At 74.7% G+C, this 17,045-nt stretch carries 14 protein-coding genes; 6 read left to right on the top strand and 8 right to left on the bottom strand.

Features of this window, described 5'->3' with window-relative positions:
- Positions 1 to 3: 3 nt before the first annotated feature.
- From BJ999_RS30850 to BJ999_RS30840, 3 genes are all read right to left on the bottom strand, one after another.
- Positions 4 to 1,155, bottom strand: coding sequence for a DUF6745 domain-containing protein (locus BJ999_RS30850; RefSeq protein ID WP_179836517.1), 1,152 nt, complete (start codon positions 1,153 to 1,155; stop codon positions 4 to 6).
- 12 nt (positions 1,156 to 1,167) lie between these two features.
- On the bottom strand, positions 1,168 to 1,494 hold the full coding sequence (locus BJ999_RS30845) for a hypothetical protein (RefSeq protein ID WP_179836516.1): 327 nt from the start codon (positions 1,492 to 1,494) through the stop codon (positions 1,168 to 1,170).
- Positions 1,495 to 1,787: 293 nt separating this feature from the next.
- Positions 1,788 to 3,116, bottom strand: a complete 1,329-nt coding sequence (locus BJ999_RS30840) for a threonine/serine exporter family protein (protein WP_179836515.1) — start codon at positions 3,114 to 3,116, stop codon at positions 1,788 to 1,790.
- 193 nt (positions 3,117 to 3,309) lie between these two features.
- On the opposite strand from BJ999_RS30840, the gene BJ999_RS30835 reads away from it, so the two are divergent.
- The gene (locus BJ999_RS30835; protein ID WP_179836514.1) at positions 3,310 to 5,403 is read left to right on the top strand and encodes a RecQ family ATP-dependent DNA helicase; all 2,094 of its coding nucleotides are present in this window, start codon (positions 3,310 to 3,312) and stop codon (positions 5,401 to 5,403) included.
- Positions 5,404 to 5,790: 387 nt separating this feature from the next.
- Positions 5,791 to 6,816 carry a LysR family transcriptional regulator gene (locus BJ999_RS30830; RefSeq protein WP_218935304.1) on the top strand — a complete coding sequence of 342 codons (1,026 nt, stop codon included), beginning with the start codon at positions 5,791 to 5,793 and terminating at the stop codon, positions 6,814 to 6,816.
- 12 nt (positions 6,817 to 6,828) lie between these two features.
- Here the strand turns inward: BJ999_RS30830 and BJ999_RS30825 are convergent, their stop codons facing one another.
- Positions 6,829 to 7,752 carry a carbohydrate kinase family protein gene (locus tag BJ999_RS30825; RefSeq protein WP_179836513.1) on the bottom strand — a complete coding sequence of 308 codons (924 nt, stop codon included), beginning with the start codon at positions 7,750 to 7,752 and terminating at the stop codon, positions 6,829 to 6,831.
- 169 nt (positions 7,753 to 7,921) lie between these two features.
- Between BJ999_RS30825 and BJ999_RS30820 the strand changes: the two genes are divergently transcribed.
- Positions 7,922 to 10,360, top strand: coding sequence for a bifunctional acetate--CoA ligase family protein/GNAT family N-acetyltransferase (locus tag BJ999_RS30820; protein ID WP_179836512.1), 2,439 nt, complete (start codon positions 7,922 to 7,924; stop codon positions 10,358 to 10,360).
- A gap of 122 nt (positions 10,361 to 10,482) precedes the next feature.
- Here the strand turns inward: BJ999_RS30820 and BJ999_RS30815 are convergent, their stop codons facing one another.
- Positions 10,483 to 10,773, bottom strand: a complete 291-nt coding sequence (locus BJ999_RS30815) for a hypothetical protein (protein ID WP_179836511.1) — start codon at positions 10,771 to 10,773, stop codon at positions 10,483 to 10,485.
- A gap of 88 nt (positions 10,774 to 10,861) precedes the next feature.
- Here BJ999_RS30815 and BJ999_RS30810 point away from each other — a divergent pair, with 88 nt between their 5' ends.
- From BJ999_RS30810 to BJ999_RS30800, 3 genes are all read left to right on the top strand, one after another.
- The gene (locus BJ999_RS30810; protein WP_179836510.1) at positions 10,862 to 11,443 is read left to right on the top strand and encodes a DUF5998 family protein; all 582 of its coding nucleotides are present in this window, start codon (positions 10,862 to 10,864) and stop codon (positions 11,441 to 11,443) included.
- A 92-nt stretch (positions 11,444 to 11,535) separates the two neighbouring features.
- A complete protein-coding gene (locus BJ999_RS30805) occupies positions 11,536 to 12,612 on the top strand; it encodes an alkaline phosphatase family protein (RefSeq protein ID WP_218936217.1) in 1,077 nt (358 codons plus the stop codon).
- A 71-nt stretch (positions 12,613 to 12,683) separates the two neighbouring features.
- Positions 12,684 to 13,514, top strand: a complete 831-nt coding sequence (locus BJ999_RS30800; RefSeq protein ID WP_229810148.1) for a sulfurtransferase — start codon at positions 12,684 to 12,686, stop codon at positions 13,512 to 13,514.
- 16 nt (positions 13,515 to 13,530) lie between these two features.
- Here the strand turns inward: BJ999_RS30800 and BJ999_RS30795 are convergent, their stop codons facing one another.
- The 3 genes from BJ999_RS30795 to BJ999_RS30785 are packed head-to-tail and all read right to left on the bottom strand — an operon-like array spanning position 13,531 to position 17,032.
- On the bottom strand, positions 13,531 to 16,068 hold the full coding sequence (locus BJ999_RS30795; RefSeq protein WP_229810147.1) for a CHAT domain-containing protein: 2,538 nt from the start codon (positions 16,066 to 16,068) through the stop codon (positions 13,531 to 13,533).
- Positions 16,065 to 16,511, bottom strand: coding sequence for a hypothetical protein (locus tag BJ999_RS30790; protein WP_179836507.1), 447 nt, complete (start codon positions 16,509 to 16,511; stop codon positions 16,065 to 16,067). Before BJ999_RS30790 ends, BJ999_RS30795 begins: the two co-directional genes overlap by 4 nt.
- Complete coding sequence (locus tag BJ999_RS30785; protein ID WP_229810146.1) at positions 16,508 to 17,032, bottom strand: RNA polymerase sigma factor; 525 nt, start codon at positions 17,030 to 17,032, stop codon at positions 16,508 to 16,510. The genes BJ999_RS30790 and BJ999_RS30785 overlap by 4 nt, the downstream gene beginning before the upstream one ends.
- Between the last annotated feature and the right edge of the window lie 13 nt (positions 17,033 to 17,045).

Genomic DNA, 17,045 nt, shown 5'->3' with positions numbered 1-17,045 from the left:
GGGTCAAGTCTGCTTTTCGGGGTGGTAGTCGGCCTCGTCCACGCCGAACGTCCACGCGACGCCCGCGCGCGCCGTGCGGGTGTCGGGCGGGACGCGCAGGTAGTAGGTGCGGTGCGTTCCGTCCGGTTCAGGGGTGGAGTTGACCACCTCCACCATGACCACCGGCTCGTCGCCCGGCAGGTCGATCGACCACAGGACGCCCGTCTCGTCCCGGTGCAGGGGCCGTGCGCCGGTCTCGGCCAGGTACCGGTCGTAACCGAAGATCTCCAGCATCACGCGGCGCAGCTCGGCGTTCTGCTCGGAGGAGATGCGGTCGGGCGTCAGATTGCTCAGCGACGCGACGAAGTCGGGCGGGATCGGCATGCCGCGCCATGCGTGCAGCGCGAATCCGTCCGGATAGGCGAGGGCGGGACCGTCCCCGCGGTGCAGCCGTCCGGGCTCGTCGCGGTACAGCTCGCTCGGCCGCTCCGAGAGGATCACCAGCCGCTCGTAGGGCCACCACCAGCCGGCCGACCGGGCCACCTCCGCCGGCCCCGCCAGCGGGCCGTCGAGGCGGCCGAGCGACTCGAACAACGCCAGCCATGGCCCGTCGTGCTGGCCCAGGACGGCGTCCAGCGTGGCCGCGCGCAGCAGCGACCCGGCCGCGTCCACCTCCGAGGTGGACCGCCGGTCCGCCGCCCTGCCGGACCCGCTCTGCGCCTGCTCGCCGACCGCGCCGCGGACGCGCGTCACCAGCGACTGCACCTGGTTCCACAGCAGGCCACCGGTCTCGGCCCACGCGCGAGGCCACTGCTCCGGCCCCAGTTCGGAACAGGCCGCCGCACGTTCGGCCTCCCAGGGGCGGGTGCGCACGTCCGTCAGGACGCTCGGCCCCGCCTCACTGGCACCGAGATCGGCGCGGGCCCGCTCCAGCAGCCCGTCCAGCCCGGCCTTCTCCAGCGCCTCGCCGTGCCCGGCGATCACGGCCGCCAGGACGGCGCCGCGCACGGGGGAGGGCACCCACAGGAACCGCTCGGGGGGCCTCAGCCCGGCGGAGGCGTAGGCGGCGGTCACGCCCGCCTCGGCGCGGGCGCGGTCGGTGGGGCCTGTGGCGAACGCCGCCGCCTGCCAGTCGCCCACCACGAAGTGGGTCTCGCGTACCGTTCCGGTAAGCACGGTATCCGCCTCCTAGTCGGCCACGACGCGGACGGAACCGGGCACGTACTCGCGCTGGCGTATCACCCGGTACCAGCCCTTGGGCAGCGTGATCGCCGCGTGCTCCTCGTGCACGAGACGCCCGCCGGACGGCAGGTGCAGGTGGTCCGGCACGAGCGGGTCGGGGGTGCGCAGCAGCGTCCCGGGCGCGGCCAACGCGTGCGCGTGCCCGGTGGCCTCGCCGAGGGCGAGCACCATGCGGCCCCGGCCGTCGCGCGGGGACGGCGGCAGCCCGCGGACGGACTGCGGAACCGTCTCCTCGGGCACGGGCAGGATCAGGACGTCTCCCTGTCGGTACATGCGGCGAACGTAACGCCCGCCACCGACAGAACCACCCCCGCCGGCGACCCGCCACCGGTGGGATCCGTGCACCCCGGACACCCGTCGTCGGCAGGACCGGCCGCCGTAGAACGTGGAGTCCTTCGACAGCAGCGAGTGGAGATCCATCACCGGCCACGCGCTGGCCGGCCTCACCCTGCGGCTGCGCTACAGCGCCCAGCCCATGACCAGCCGCCGGTGGATCGGCTGTCCGACCGACCGGCCGCCGACGAGATCGGCTGTCAGGTGATCGCCTGTCGAGGACCCGGGCGGCGTCAGAAGCCGCGGGTTCGGCGGGCCGCCGGGCGGGCCCAGCGGCCGGACGCGCTCAGGCCGACGTGCTGGAACGCGCGGACGAGTTCGCCGCCGAGGTTCACTCCGGCGCCGAGGGCGAGCGCCACGGACACGGCTCCGATGAGGCTCAGCACGCCGGCCTGCGGCGAACCGGTGTTGAGCTCGACCATGCCGCGGTAGAGCGCCGTCCCCGGCAGCAGCGGGCCGATGGCGGGGACCACGAACGGCATGACGGGCTCCCCGTGCCGGCGGGCGAGCCAGCTCGCCATCACGCCGACGACAGTGGCGGCCAGGGCCGCGGCCAACACGGGTGGAACGTGCCATCCTCGGGCCAGGACGTAGAGCACCCAGATCAGCGCGCCGCCGAGGGCGACGGTGGTCAGCACGTCCCGCGGGGCCGCCAGGGACACCGCGAACGTCAGCGAGATGGCGGCGGCGGCGATGACGGCGACGGGCTCCAGGCTCGCCGACGGGGTGGGCAGATGCCGGACGTCGATCGGCACGCCCAGGCTCACCCCGATGTACACCACGGCGCCCAGCCCGGCGACGATCGCCGCGATCATGAAGAAGACCTCCAGCACCCGCGCCCCGGCGCTGACCAGGTCGCCGGTGATGCCGTCCTGGATGCTCGCCACCAGCGGACGCCCCGGGAGCAGCGCCAGGATCGAGCCGGTGACGATCGTGGCGGCCTGGCCGGGGTTGCCCATCGCCACCACCACCGCGGCCGCCGCCGCGCCGATCGCGGCGGCCACCGTCAGCTGGAAGAACTCCGCGATGCCGCGGCGCGCCAGCGCGGCGGCCGTGCGGTCGCCCAGCATCGTGGCGACGAACGCGGTGGTCGCCACCAGCGGCCCGCCGCCGGACAGCACGCTGCCGGACGCGGCGATGAGCCCGAGGGACACCACCAGCAGCCAGGTCGGATAGGGCGGGCCGGCCCTCTTGATCTCCGCGAGCCGCTTGTGGCCCTCGTCCAGTTCGAGCATGCCGATGGAAGCGTCCTGGACGAGCTGGTGCAGCGCGGTGAGCCGCCAGTAGGCCGGAGTCCGTCGCCGGATGGACCGCGCGCTGGTCATCGGCGCCGCGCCCCCGCCGGGGTGCGCCGAGACGAGGATGCTCGTCAGAGTGACCTGCACCTCGCAACGCGGGAGTTCGTAGGCCACGCCCAGGCCCAGCATGGCCTCGTTCACGCGTTCGGTGGTCTCGCCGCTGGCCAGGAGGAGCTCGCCCACCCGCAGGACGAGGTCGATGACCCGCGGGTCGACGATCTCGCCGGGCTCGTCTTCGGGCGGTTCCGGGGGCGACCCGTCCATGAGGACCTGCCATGTCCGCCGCAAGCGTTCAGCCGCGCCCATACCCCCGCTGGTGTCCCTTCCCGCCCATGAACCGATCTTGACTGGCAGGCTACCCACCAGCCCGGTGTCCCCAATCAGCGGCCTGCGTTCGCCTTCTCCACAGAACGTGATTCTGGTGCGGTGTCTTCCGAGGCACTGGTACGAAGGACGCATGAGCTCCTCGGACGGTCTGCGCGACGAGGCCGAGCGGTGCCTGCGCGCCCTCGCCGGTGACCACGCGCGGCTGCGCGACGACCAGTGGACGGCGATCAGCGCGCTCGTCGTCGAGCGGCGGCGCGCCCTCGTCGTGCAGCGGACGGGCTGGGGCAAGTCCGCCGTCTACTTCGTGGCGACCCGGCTGCTGCGCGAGCGCGGCGCCGGCCCCACGGTGATCGTCTCGCCGCTGCTGGCGCTGATGCGCAACCAGATCGACGCCGCCGTCCGGGCGGGCATCCGCGCCCGCACGATCAACTCCTCCAACACCGGCGACTGGGACCAGGTCTTCGCCGAGGTCGAGCAGGGCGCGGTCGACGTCCTGCTGGTGAGCCCCGAGCGGCTCAACAACCCCGACTTCCGCGATCTCGTCCTGCCCAAGCTCGCCGCGGGCGCCGGGCTGGTCGTGGTCGACGAGGCGCACTGCATCTCCGACTGGGGCCACGACTTCCGCCCCGACTACCGGCGGCTGCGCACCCTGCTGGCCGAGCTGCCGCCCGGCATCCCGGTGCTCGCCACCACCGCGACGGCCAACGCCCGCGTCACCGAGGACGTCGCCGAGCAGCTCGCCGGCGACGACGCCCTGGTCCTGCGCGGGCCTCTCGAACGCGACTCGCTGCACCTCGCCGTGGTGAACCTCCCCTCCGCCGAGCAGCGCATCGCCTGGCTGGGCGAGCATCTCGGCGACCTCCCGGGCAGCGGCATCATCTACACCCTCACCGTCGCGGCGGCCCACGAGATCACCGGGTGGCTCCGCGACCGCGGTCACGAGGTGGCCGCCTACTCCGGCCAGACCGAGCAGGCCGAACGCCTCCAGGCCGAGCGGGACCTCCACGACAACAAGCTCAAGGCCCTCGTCGCCACCAGCGCCCTCGGCATGGGCTTCGACAAACCCGACCTCGGCTTCATCGTCCACGTCGGCGCCCCGCAGTCCCCGGTGGCCTACTACCAGCAGATCGGCCGCGCGGGCCGCGGCGTCGACCGCGCCGAGGTGATCCTGCTGCCCGGCCGCGAGGACCGCGACATCTGGGCCTACTTCGCGAGCCTCGCCTTCCCGCCGGAGCACATCGTCCGCAGCACGCTGGACGTCCTGGACACGGCCGACCGCCCCCTCTCCACCACGGCCCTGGAACCGCTGGTCGACCTCAACCGGGCCCGCCTGGAGATGATGCTCAAGGTCCTCGACGTCGACGGCGCCGCCCGCCGCGTCAAGGGCGGCTGGACGTCCACCGGCGAGCCCTGGTCCTACGACCGCGAGCGCTACGAGCGCGTCACCGCCGAACGCCGCCGCGAACAGCAGGCCATGCTCGACTACATCGCGACTTCCGGCTGCCGCGAGGAGTTCCTGCGCCGCCAGCTGGACGACCCCGCCGCGGCCCCCTGCGGCCGCTGCGACAACTGCACGGGCCGCCACTGGCCCACCGACGTCACCCAGGAGAGCGCGACCCAGGCCCGCGAACGCCTGCAGCGTCCCGGCGTCGACATCGCCCCCCGCCGCATGTGGCCGACCGGCGTCAAGGACGACCTGGGCGTCTCCGGCCGCATCAAGCCCGAGCTGCAGGCCGAGACGGGTCGCGCCCTCGGCCGCCTCACCGACATCGGCTGGGGCAACCGCCTGCGCGACCTGTTCGCCGCCGGCGACACCGAGGTCCCCGCCGACCTTGTGGACGCCGTCGTGCAGGTCCTCGCCGCCTGGGACTGGACGGACCGCCCCACCGGCGTCGTCACCGTCGGCTCCCGCTCCCGCCCCCGCCTGGTCACGACGTTCGGGCGGCGCATCGCCCAGATCGGCCGCCTGCCGTACCTGGGGGAGCTGGTCCCCGTCGGCGAGCCCGTGCCGCGCCGCCACAACAGCGCCCAGCGCCTCCGCTCGGTCTGGCACACCCTGACCGTTCCCACCGACCTGGCGGAGGCCCTCGCCGACGACCCCGGCCACATCCTCCTGGTGGACGACCGCATAGAAACCGGCTGGACGATGACCGTGGCCACCCGCCTCCTGAAGGAGGCCGGAGCCAGAACCACCCTCCCGCTGGCCCTGGCCACCCCCAACTGACGGCGTGCCGCCCGCGCGCCCCCGTGGGCGCGGGCGGGACGTTTTCGGGCCGGCCCGTGCGCGCGGCCCCGCGCACGGGCCGGCGTCCGGTCCCGGCGCCGCGGCGGAGAAGAGCCGCGGCGAACGGGAGACCAGGGCGCCGGGCGGCGGCCCCGGCGGCCGGCACCGCCGGGGCGCGCCCGGGAGCGCCGCCGTCCTGGGGTGGGACGGGTGACGGCGGCGGTGGAGCGGCTCGAAGGAAAGTGTTCTAGAGGTTAGAAAACTCTGTCCAGTTGTTTAGGAGAACATCTTGAGATAAGTTCAGGCGGAAATGTCATCATTTCCCGCTTAGTTGGCCCTGCGGCCATTTCTGCGGGGGTCTTGGAAGAGGTAGTAATGTCCCTCCCCGTGCCACCGACCCTGGAGTCGCTGCTGGAGTGTCCGCCCGGCCTGCTCGACATGACGTTCGACCAGCTGCGGACCCTGCTGGTGGTGCACGAGACGGGGTCGGCGCTGCGGGCGGCGCGGGTGCTGGGGCGCGAGCAGTCGAGCGTCCAGAAGCAGCTCGACACGCTGAACCGCAACAGCCAGATGCTGTGCGGCGAGGTCCTGACCGTCCGGCAGGGGCGCGGGAAGGACTACCTGTTCACCCCGACCGGGGAGACCACGGTCGAACTGGCGCGCACGACGTTCGGGAAATGGCTGGAGTCCATTCACTGGAGCCGCCGCCGCCTCGGACGCATGCTGACGGTCGGCACCACCGAGTTCACCCTGCCGATCGTCTCCAGGGCCTGGGACCGGGTCTCGGAGGAGTTCCGGCAGCGCGAGGTCGAGTTCAAGGTCGCCCACGTCCGCACCAAGGACCTGTGGTCCCGGCTGGAGACCCGCCAGGTCGACCTCATCTGCGGCAGCATCGTCAGCACCCCCGAGGGCGACCTGCGCCTGGAGGAGTACGAGGTCGTCGAGTACGCCCGGGGCCAGGCGCTGCTGCTCACCAACCTGCCGGAGGGCGAGCTGCCCGACACGCCGGTGCAGACCAGCCGCCTCGGGCGGGTCCCGCTGGTGGTACCGCCCGCCGGACTCGTCGCCGACCTGCTCGCCACCTGGTACGGGACGAACTTCCGCGAGCGGCTCAACGTCGTCGCCGACATCGACGACGTGCACTACGGGCTGTCGCTGCTGCGGTCGGGGTTCGTGCGCGGCTGCATGATCGTCACCGGTTCGATCGGGCGGGGCATGGCCGCGCAGGAGGACCCCGACGCCGTCCCGCTGCGCACGATCGGGCTGCACGACGACCTGGAGCCCAAGGCCGAGCTCATGACGGGCGCCTTCGTCCGCCGCGCCGACCTCGAACGCTACGACGCGGGCCACCCCCTGAACCGCCTCTGGGACGCGGTCAGGGAGGACGTCCGCACCTACACCCCGCTCGCCTGAGCGGGCCCGCCCCTACTTGATCTGGTTGTCCACCACGTCGAGGGTCGGACGGGCGCCCAGATGCTGCATGGCGCGGGCGGCCAGGCGGCAGCCCGCGGTGAGGGCGTCGGCCGGCTGCTTGCCGTCCAGCCACGGCGGGAGGAACCCGGCGACGAACGCGTCGCCGGCGCCGGTGCCGTCGATGATCTTCTCGACGGGCTCCGCCGCGACGGTGACGGGCTCGGGGCGGCCGTTGGTGTACCAGAGGGCGCCGTCGGCGCCGGTCTTGATCACGACCTGCGGGTACCAGGCGGTCAGGACCTTGGCGGCCTGCTCCGGCGTGTCGCGGCCGGTGAGGATCTCGGCCTCCTTGGTGTTGACGACCAGGAGGCGGGCGCCCTGCGTCCACTCCAGGAAGGGCTCGGCGCCCATCCGCTTGAGCGGGGAGGACGAGCCGCCGTCCACGGAGACCGACATCTGTATCTTGCGGGCGATCTCCAGAGTGTGGATGGCCGCCTTGCGGGATCCCTCGTTGATCAGGGAGTAGCCCGACAGGTGCAGGTGGGTGCCTCCGGAGAACAGGTCCTTGCAGCGCTCGATGTCCTCCGGCAGGAGGGCGGCGTTGGCGCCGGGGTCCGACAGCATCGTCCGGTCGCCCTTGTGGGTGACCATGACCACACAGGTGCCCGTGGGACGTTCCTGGTCCATGACGAGGCGGGCGTCGACGCCGTAGCCCATCAGTTCCATGTCCCGGTTCCGGCCCGCGATGTCGGAGCCGCGGCGGCCGACGAATGCGGCGTCGGTCCCCTCCACGGCGAGCCATGCGGCCACGTTGGCGCCGGAGCCGCCACCGTGCGTCGTCACGGCGGCGGGCGTGTCGCTCCCCTTGGCCAGGGGAAAGGCGGCACGCGCCACGGTGTCTGTCATAAGATCGCCGACCACGACCACGCGCGTCATGGAGTCATCACCTCGATCAACACGGCCCGCGCGAGCGGCAATTCTTGGGGCGTGGGCTCGACCGTAACAGCTCTGGAGCCCGGATTAGGTCTCGAACGCGCAGCGAAACCGAGGAAGCCGGTTTTTTCGTCGCGGGGCCGTGACGCATCCGTGCCTTACCCTCGGGTACGTGACCGAGCGTTATCCGGATCAGTGGGAGGCCGACGTCGTCCTCAGCGACGGCGGGACGGCCCATCTGCGTCCCATCCGGCCCGAGGACGCCGATCTCCTCCGCACGTTCCACGCGCGGCTGTCCCCGGAGTCGATCTACTACCGGTTCTTCTCGCCGCGCCCCCAGCTGTCGGACCGCGAGATCGAGCACTTCACCACCGTCGACTACGACCGGCGTGCCGCGCTGATCGCGACGATCGCGGGGGAGATGGTGGCGGTCGTCCGCTACGACCGGCTCGCCGACCGGACGGAGACGGCGGAGGTGGCGTTCCTGGTGGAGGACGCGCACCAGGGCCGCGGGCTCGGCGCGGTGCTGCTGGAGCACATCGCGGCGGCGGCGCGGGAGCGGGGCGTGCGCCGGTTCGTGGCGAGCGTCCTGCCCGACAACCGCCGGATGACCCGGGTGTTCCGGGAGGCGGGATACCGGGCGGAGCAGCGCTTCGAGGAGGGCGTGATCGAGCTCGTCCTCGACCTGGAGCCGACCGACACCTCGCTGGAGGTCATGTCGGCGCGCGAGCACCGGGCGGAGTCGCGCTCGATCCAGCGGCTGCTGTTCCCGCGGTCGGTGGCGGTGATCGGGGCGAGCCGGGCCGAGCACAGCGTCGGCCAGACCGTCCTGCGGAACCTGCTCGCCGGGGACTTCAGCGGGCCCGTGTACCCGGTGCACCCGACGGCGGTCGCGGTGGCCGGGGTCCGCGCGTACGCGTCCGTCCTGGAGATCCCGGACGACGTCGACCTCGCGGTCGTGGCGGTGCGGGCCGACGCCGTCCACGAGGTCGTGGAGGAGTGCGCGGGCAAGGGCGTGCGGGGACTGGTCGTCGTGTCGTCCGGCTTCGGCGAGGTAGGAGAGGAAGGACGGGCCGCCCAGGAGCAACTGGTGCGGCTGGCACGCGCCTACGGGATGCGGGTCGTCGGCCCCAACTGCCTCGGGATCGCCAACACCGACTCCGACGTGCGGCTCAACGCGACCCTGGCACCGACCATGCCGGGACGGGGCCCGGTGGGGTTCTTCTCCCAGTCCGGTGCGCTGGGCATCGCCATCTTGCAGCGGACGGCCGAACGCGGTCTCGGGCTGTCCACGTTCGTCTCCGCGGGGAACAGGGCCGACGTCTCCGGCAACGACCTGATGCAGTACTGGGAGGAGGACCCGGCGACCAGGGCCGTCCTGCTGTACCTGGAGTCGCTGGGCAATCCCCGCAAGTTCGCGCGGCTGGCGCGCAGGCTCGGCCGTCACAAGCCGATCGTGGCGGTGAAGAGCGGTCGCAGCACGCAGGGCGTCCCGATCGGGCACGCGGCGCGGGCGCTGACCCTGCCCGACCACGCGGTCAGCGCGCTGTTCGAGCAGGCCGGCGTGATCCGGGTGGAGGACCTCACGGAGCTGTTCGACGTGGCGCAGGTGCTGGCCTACCAGCCGCTCCCGGCCGGCGACCGCATCGCGATCATCGACAACTCCAACTCGCTCGGCCTGCTGGCGCAGGACGAGGCCGTCGCCCTCGGCCTGGAGGTCCGGCCCCGCATCGACCTCGGCCCCCGCGCCGACGCCGACGACTACGAGGCCGCCCTCGCCGGGGCGCTGGACGACGACACGGTCGACGCGGTCGTGGCGCTGTTCACGCCCCCGACGATCGGCGGCTACGACGTGCGCGTCCCCGAGAGGATCCTCCGGCTGGCCACCGAGGGCAGGAAACCGATCGTGGCGACCTACCTCGGCACCGAGGGCATGCCCGCCGACCTGCGCGTCACCGGCCCGGACGGGATGGCCGCGGAGGGCTCCGTGCCGTCCTACACGGCGCCCGAGGACGCCGTCCGCGCGCTGGCGTACGTGATCCGGTACGCGCGGTGGCGGCGGCGTCCCCCCGGCCGCATGCCGGTGTTCGAGGACGTGGACCGCGCCAAGGCGCGGGAGCTGGTCGCCGCGTGGCTGGGCGACGGCGGTCCCGTCGAGGTCGCGCCGGAGCAGGCGGCGGAGCTGCTGGCCTGCTACGGCATCGGGCTCGCCGGCGGGACGGACGGGGTCGCCACCCGCATCGTCGTCAGGGAGGACCCCTCGTTCGGGGCGCTGATCTCGTTCGGGATCGCCGACGAGACCGCCGAACTGCTGGAGGACCGCGCCTACCGCCTGTCGCCGCTGGCGGACGCGGAGGCCGCGGAGATGATCCGCGCGATCCGCACCGCCCCGCTGCTGCTGGGGCACCGGGGCGCCGACCCGGTCAACCTCGGGGCCCTGGAGGAACTGCTGCTGCGCGCGTCCCGCCTCGGCTACGACCTTCCGGAGGTGGCGCGGCTGGAGCTGAACCCCGTCATGGTGGGCCGGTCCGGGGTCGCGGTGCGGGCCGTGACGCTCACGCTGGAGCGCCCCCTCGGACCGCGGCCCGAGTTGGAGCCGCGCCACCTCTGATTCCGGCCCGGGCGTCCGGGGCCCGGACACCGTCCCGGGTCTGCGGCGCCGCCTGAACAGTGGCCGCCTGAACAGGGAAGGCACGACGGTTCACGCGCACGCGTGAACCGTCGTGCTCGGCGTCAGCCGGGGGGCGGGGGAGGGCTGGGCTCCGGCGTCGGCGGGACGGGGTCCGGCGGGGGCCCGGGCGGGATCGGCTCGGGCCCCGGCGCGGGCGGGGACGGCTCGGGCGGCGGTCCGGGCGGCACCGGCTCCGGCGAGGGGCCGGGCGGGACGGGGCCGGGAGGCCGCGGCGCGGGTCCCGGGGCGGGGCCGGGAGGCGGCTCGGGCGGCACCGGGGGCTGCGGGGGCGGCGCCGGGTCGGGGGTGGGCGGCGGCACCGGCGGCGGGGTCGGCAGGGGATGCTCGTCCATGACCACCCTCTACCCCGCACACGGACATATGACCGTGTGCCGCGGCGGTCATGTGCGCGTCCGGCCCCGGACAGGGCAGGATGGGGCCATGAGGGAAACCCGAGCGACCGTCAGTGGTCTGCGCACGGCGATCGAGCGCAGCGGTTACTACCCGGCCCTGGTCGCGGACGCGGTCGAGTCGGCCGTCGGGGACGAGCACGTCACCGCCTTCGTCGTCCACCACGAGGCGACCTTCGACCCCGCGATGGAGGTGCGGAGGCACGTGACCGTGCTCGTGCTGTCGGCGAGCCGGCTGCTGGTGTGCCACACCGACGAGCACCCGCCCGGCGAGGGCATGACGCGGCCGCACGCGTCCACCACCACCGAGGCCGTCAAGCTGGAACGCGTCCAGTCGGTCGCGGTGACCCGGGTGGTCCCGGACCCGGCGTCCTACGTGCCCGGGGTGCCGCCCACCGAGGTGGTGCTGACCATCGGCTGGGGCGCCATCGCCCACATCGACCTCGAACCCGCGACGTGCGGCGACGAGAACTGCGAGGCCGACCACGGCTACACCGGCAGCGTCACGGCCGACGACCTGTCGCTGCGGGTCAGCGAGGCCGCCGACGGCGCGGACGCCGTGGGCCAGGTGCTGGCCTTCGCCGAGGAACTGTCCGCCGCGACGGCGCAGTGAGCGAGGCGGTCGCAGGGCGGCGCGGCGGGTCCGGACGCGGGGAGGGCGGGTCCCTCCCCGAACCGCCCGTCCCGCGGTACGGCGAGGCCGCGCTGGCCGATCTGCCGTCCTCCGCGCTGGCCGCGCTGGGCGTCCCGGACGCGCCGAACGTCCTGGGCCTGCCCGCCGTGCCGCGCGTCTGCGTGCTGCTGGTCGACGGCCTCGGCTGGGAGCAGCTGAAGGCACATCCCCGCGAGGCGCCCTTCCTGAACGCGATGGACGGCGGCCCGATCACGGCCGGGTTCCCGGCGACGACCGTCAGCAGCCTCGGCTCGCTGGCCACCGGCGCCCCGCCCGGCGAGCACGGTCTGCTCGGCGTGCAGGTCGCGATCCCCGGCACGGGGCGGCTGATGAACTGCCTGCGCTGGCGGGACGACACCATCGAGCCCGAGACGTTCCAGCCGGTTCCGACCGCCTACGGGCGGGCCGCCGCGGCCGGTGTCGAGGTCGCGTACGTGGCGCACCCTCTGTACCGGGGGTCCGGCCTCAGCCGCGCCACCGCGCGCGGCGCCGACTACCTGTCGGCCAACGGCCTCGGCCAGCTCGTCGGCCGCGCCGAGCTGGCCCTGCGCCGCGGCGACCGGGCCTACGTCACCGTGTACCACGCCGACCTCGACGCGACCGGCCACCAGTTCGGGGTCGGCTCCGCCGACTGGCGGCACCATCTGGGGTTCGTCGACCTCCTCGCGCAGCGGATCGCGGACGTGCTGCCGCCGGGCTCGTCCCTGCACGTGACCGCCGACCACGGCATGGTCGACCCGGACGAGCGGATCGACGCCGACACCGTCCCCGAGCTGGCGGAGGGAGTCGCGCTGCTCGGCGGGGACGCCCGCGCCCGCTACGTCTACAGCCGGCCGGGCGCCCACGGGGACGTGCTCGCCGCCTGGACGGCGACGCTGGGTGACCGGGCGTGGGTCGTCAGCCGCGAGCACGCCGTCGAGAGCGGCTGGTTCGGCACGATCGGCCCCGGGATGCTGGAACGGATCGGCGACGTGATCGCCGTCCCGCGCACCGACCTCGCGATCGTGGCGTCCGAACGGGAGCCGTGGCTGGACCGGATGGTCGGCATGCACGGCTCCCTCGTACCGGCCGAGCAACTGGTGCCGCTGCTCACCGCGTCCCGGCCCTGAGACCCCGCGGAGTTGAGATGAACCCGGATTCGCCCCTCCAAAATCGGCGCGACGGCGGCCAAACTGGCGATGTGCACCCTCTCATCGAAGTGCCCGCGCTGGACCGGCTGCTCCGACGGCAGGCGAACGTGGTCCTGCTGGACGTCCGATGGCATCTGGCCGGACCGCCGGGGATCGAGTCCTACCGCAGGGGGCACCTGCCCGGCGCCGTGTTCGTCGACCTCGACCGTGACGTGGCCGGGCCTCCCGGTCCCGGCGGCCGCCACCCCCTGCCGGTCCCGGCCGCCTTCGAGGCGGCGATGCGCCGCGCCGGGGTCTCGGCCGACAGCCTGGTCGTGGTCTACGACGACGCCGACTCCACGGCCGCCGCCCGGGTGTGGTGGTCGCTGCGCTACTTCGGGCACGACCGGGTCCGCGTCCTGGACGGCGGCTACCGCGCCTGGACGGAGGCCGGCCACGCGGTGAGCACCGCCGAACCCGAGGCCAAGCCGGGCGACTTCGTCGCCGCCCCCGGCCGCCTGCCCGTCCTGGACGCCGAGGGCGCCGCGGAGCTGGCCCGGGCGGGCGTGCTGCTGGACGCCCGCGCCGCCGAGCGCTACCGCGGCGAGCAGGAGCCCGTCGACCCCGTCGCCGGGCACATCCCGGGCGCCCGGAACGCTCCCACCTCCGGCAACGTCGGTGTCGACGGCCGGTTCCTGCCGCCCGAACTGCTCCGCGAGAGGTTCGCGCAGCTCGGCGCGACCGACGCCCTCGACGTCGGCGCCTACTGCGGCTCGGGCGTCACCGGCGCCCACGAGATCCTCGCCCTCCACCTCGCCGGCATCCCGGCCGCCCTCTACGTGGGGTCCTGGTCGAACTGGGTGGCCGACCCCGGCAACCCGATCGCCACCGGCGACGGCTGACCCACAGGCGGCGGCTTCAGCCGGCGCCCATGGCCAGGAAACCGGTCGTGGCCGGGGCCCGGGCGGTGGCGGCCAGCGCCCGGGAGGGGGTCTTCCCGGTCGCCAGCGCCGTGTGGAAGGCGGTCATGAAGGCCGGGGTCGCGTCGTCCCGGACGGGCAGAACGCTGGCGATCACGGTCGCGGTGCCCAGGGCCAGCAGGGCGCCGGCCATGCCGAGGACGGCGTCCCCCTCGTCGGCGCGGCCGATGTCGCACGCGGACAGGACGATCAGGTGCGGCGGATCGGCCAGCTCGTCCAGGTCGTGGACCATGAGGGGGCCGTCGGCCAGGCGCAGCCGGGAGAACAGGGCGTTGCCCTGATGGAACTCGCCGTGGGCGGCGATGTGGGCGACGGCGGCCCCTTCCAGGGCGTCGCGGACGGGTTCGGCGCGGGCGTCAGGGCCGTCCAGGACGACGGCGCCGGGGTGGAGGCGGCGGAGGGCGGCGATCTCGCGGTCGGCGTGCTGGAGGTCGGGGCCCGCCACGAGGACGGCGTGCCCGCCGGAGGGGGCGCGCGTGCGGGCGTGGAGCCAGGCCCCGGCGGACGGGACGACCGTGAACGGGCGCCCCGCCAGGGACGGGAGCGCCGCCCAGGGCAGCCCGTGCAGGACTCCCGTCGGGGCGATGACCAGCTCGCGGTCGCCCAGGACGGGCCGCAGCGGGGCGAGCAGGAGGCGGTCGAGGCGTTCGGCCGCGCCCGCGAGGGCGGGCGGCGCGGGCGGCCCGCCGTCCTCGGCGAGGCGGCGGGCGGCGAAACGGAGCAGGCCGGTCTCGCGGCGCGCCCCGTCGCCCGCGCCGAGGCGGTGGCGGCGGGTCCGGCCGCCCGCGACGGTGACGGCGTGCAGCTCGTCGCCGATCGCGATCAGCTCGACGAGGGCGCGGTCGCCGAGCGCGGCGGCGACCGCGCCGGCCGCGGCCGGGCGGCCCGGGGAGGCGCCGGACGGGCGGCGGCGCGTCCGCTCGCGGATCTTCGCCTCCAGCGCGGTCAGGCGCGCCTCCCGCGCGGCCGGGTCGGCCCCCGGCGCGGGCGGGGCCCCGCCGCGGGCGGTGTCGGCCGTGCGGTCGACGCTGAGGGCGCGCAGCGCGGTCAGCGCCGCGGCGCGCCCGGGGTCCTTGGGCGGGCGGACGCGGACCGGCCGCGCGATCGCCCGCCGCCGCTCCTCCACGGCGAGCAGTTCCCGCGCCGACCCGGACAGGCGGAGGCCGAGCTCCGCCAGCTCGGTGGCGAGTCCCGCCGCGCGGGCGCGCAGGTCGAGCGCGTCCAGGACCTCCGCATGCTCCTCGGTCACCTCCAGCCCGGCCCTGACCGCCGCCACCGCGCCCTTGCGGGCGTCACGGGAGGAGTGTTCGAGGGCTATCGCGTGCCAGGCGGCGATCCTGCCCGAGGCCGGGCCGCTCGTCCGCCGGACGGGGGCCAGCAGGTGACCTGCCGGGCGGCCCAGCGACAGCGCCACGCGCGCGGCGACGATACGGGCCTCGTCGGCGGCGTCCACCCATCCGCCGCCCTCCAGCCGTTCCGCCGCGGCCGTGGCCGAACGGAGCAGGACGGCGGTTCGCTCGCCGGCCGCCCACCGGGCCTTGAGCAGCACATGCTCGGCCAGAAGCGCCCATCCGGTGCGCTGCTGCTCGGTGAACGTCGTGCGGGCCCGCTCCGCCGCCACCGTGGCCTCCTCCGCGTTGCCGTCGGCCAGCTCGGCGTGGGCGAGGAGCAGGTAGCCGTCCGCCGTGTCGCATCGGTACCCGTTCGCCGTGGCCGCGTCCAGGGCGGCGGTGAGGACGGGACGCGCCTCGCCCGGCAGGCCGGCCATGATGAGCGTCTCCGCCTGGTCGAACCGGCACTGCGCCAGGCGCTCACCGGTCAGGCCCTGTTCGGCCTCCGCGAAGAGGCGGAGCGCGCGCGGGACGTCCCCACGCCGCGACACCGTGAAAGCCAGATTCCCCTTCGCCATGGCCGTCTGGTGGCGTAACCCGGCGGACTCGCCGACGGCGACGGCCTCGGCCAGCGCCTCCTCCGCGCCGTCGTAGTCACCGCGGAACACCCGCGCCAGGCCGAGGTTGGTGAGCAGACCGTTGAGCGCCGCCGGATCCTGCCCGGCACGCAACCGGGGCAAGGCCTGCACGGCGACTTCGTGGGCCTCCTCCAGACGTCCGGCCCGTGCCAGCGCGCCCGCCTTGTTGGCGGCCAGACGGTCGGCGTCGGGCCCGTGCAGGACGGTCTCCGCCCGCCGCGCGTGGGCGAGCGCCCCGGTGACGTCACCGCTCGCCGTGAGCAGCCCCACGAGATTCATCCGCACCTGCGCCGCCGCATACGGGTCGGACCCGGAGGCCAGTTCCAGGGCGCGCTGGAGGAAGGCGAGCCCTTCGTCCAGCCGGCCCAGCTCCTTGGCGGCGAGGCCGGCCACGCGCAGAGCCAGGATCCCGCCGCCGTCCTCCAGCAGCGCGAGCGCCCGCGTGAAGGCGGTCGCGGGATCCCTCGCCGCCATCCGCAGCAGGACGCGCTCGTCCTGCCCGGTCACAGCCGGATCCAGCTCGTGACGATCGAGGTGCCGTCGTCCAGCCGCAGGATCAGGCTCACCAGCCCGGCGGGCACGCGAGGCAGCCAGAACATCCCCTCCGGCTCCGTGCGCGCCGTGATCCCGCCCGGCGGCAGGTCGCGGTGCCGGACCTCGACGAGCGCCTCCGCGGACGGGACGAGCCGCCCGTGGATCTCCCGGAGCCGGCCGTCCGGCGTCACCTCGATCTCGACCGTCGCGTCGGGGCAGGTGAACGTCAGCGTCCGGGCCGGGCCGCCCCGCACCCCCGCCGCGGGGCCGCCCCGGTCGTGCTCCAGCTCCGCCAGCCGCGCGGCCGGCGCCCGCCACGCGATCGACGCGCGGGCCGCCGCGAGGACGGCCGCCGGCACCGGGTCGAGGATCCGGAACGTCTCGCGGACCCCCGCCATCAGCTCGTCGTCGTTCACGGGACGAGCCTCCGCAGCGACTCCAGGCAGCGCGCCCGCGTCGGGCCGACGCTGCCCACGGGGATCCCGAGGGCGGCGGCCAGCTCGGCGTGGCTCGGCGCGAGCGCGAACAGCCGCAGCAGCGTCCGGCAGCGCAGGGGCAGCCTCTCCAGCGCCGCGCCGACCATGCCGAGCCGCTCGCGCGCCGCGACCACCCGCGCGGGGTCGGGCTCCGGCTCGCGCGGCGCGGGCACCGACGGAAGCGTGCGGCCGCGCCGGCGTGCCAGCCGCAGGCTCTCGTGGCGCGCCGTCGTGGCCAGCCAGCACGCCGCCGCGGCGGGCTCGCGGAGCTCGTCGATCCGCTCCACCAGCCGCAGCCACGTGGTCTGCACCGCGTCGCCCGCATCGGCGTCGTTCAACCCGTACGAGCGCGCGATCGACCACAGCAGCCCGCTGTGCCGCTCGACCAGCCGGGCCCACGCGTCACCGTCGCCGTCGCGTGCCCGGACCACCAGCTCGTCCGTATCGTCCCTACGGGCCACCGAAGTCTCCTCC

Origin of the sequence: Actinomadura citrea (assembly GCF_013409045.1) — a bacterium.
In the GTDB taxonomy this organism is placed as follows: domain Bacteria; phylum Actinomycetota; class Actinomycetes; order Streptosporangiales; family Streptosporangiaceae; genus Spirillospora; species Spirillospora citrea.
This window is presented reverse-complemented; position numbering and strand designations above follow the sequence as displayed.

Excerpts from the sequence above, each read along its gene's own strand:
- BJ999_RS30845 (WP_179836516.1), bottom strand. The coding sequence starts at position 1,494 with ATGTACCGACAGGGAGACGTCCTGATCCTGCCCGTGCCCGAGGAGACG.
- BJ999_RS30840 (WP_179836515.1), bottom strand. The coding sequence starts at position 3,116 with ATGGACGGGTCGCCCCCGGAACCGCCCGAAGACGAGCCCGGCGAGATC.
- BJ999_RS30835 (WP_179836514.1), top strand. The coding sequence starts at position 3,310 with ATGAGCTCCTCGGACGGTCTGCGCGACGAGGCCGAGCGGTGCCTGCGC.
- BJ999_RS30825 (WP_179836513.1), bottom strand. The coding sequence starts at position 7,752 with ATGACGCGCGTGGTCGTGGTCGGCGATCTTATGACAGACACCGTGGCG.
- BJ999_RS30815 (WP_179836511.1), bottom strand. The coding sequence starts at position 10,773 with ATGGACGAGCATCCCCTGCCGACCCCGCCGCCGGTGCCGCCGCCCACC.
- BJ999_RS30810 (WP_179836510.1), top strand. The coding sequence starts at position 10,862 with ATGAGGGAAACCCGAGCGACCGTCAGTGGTCTGCGCACGGCGATCGAG.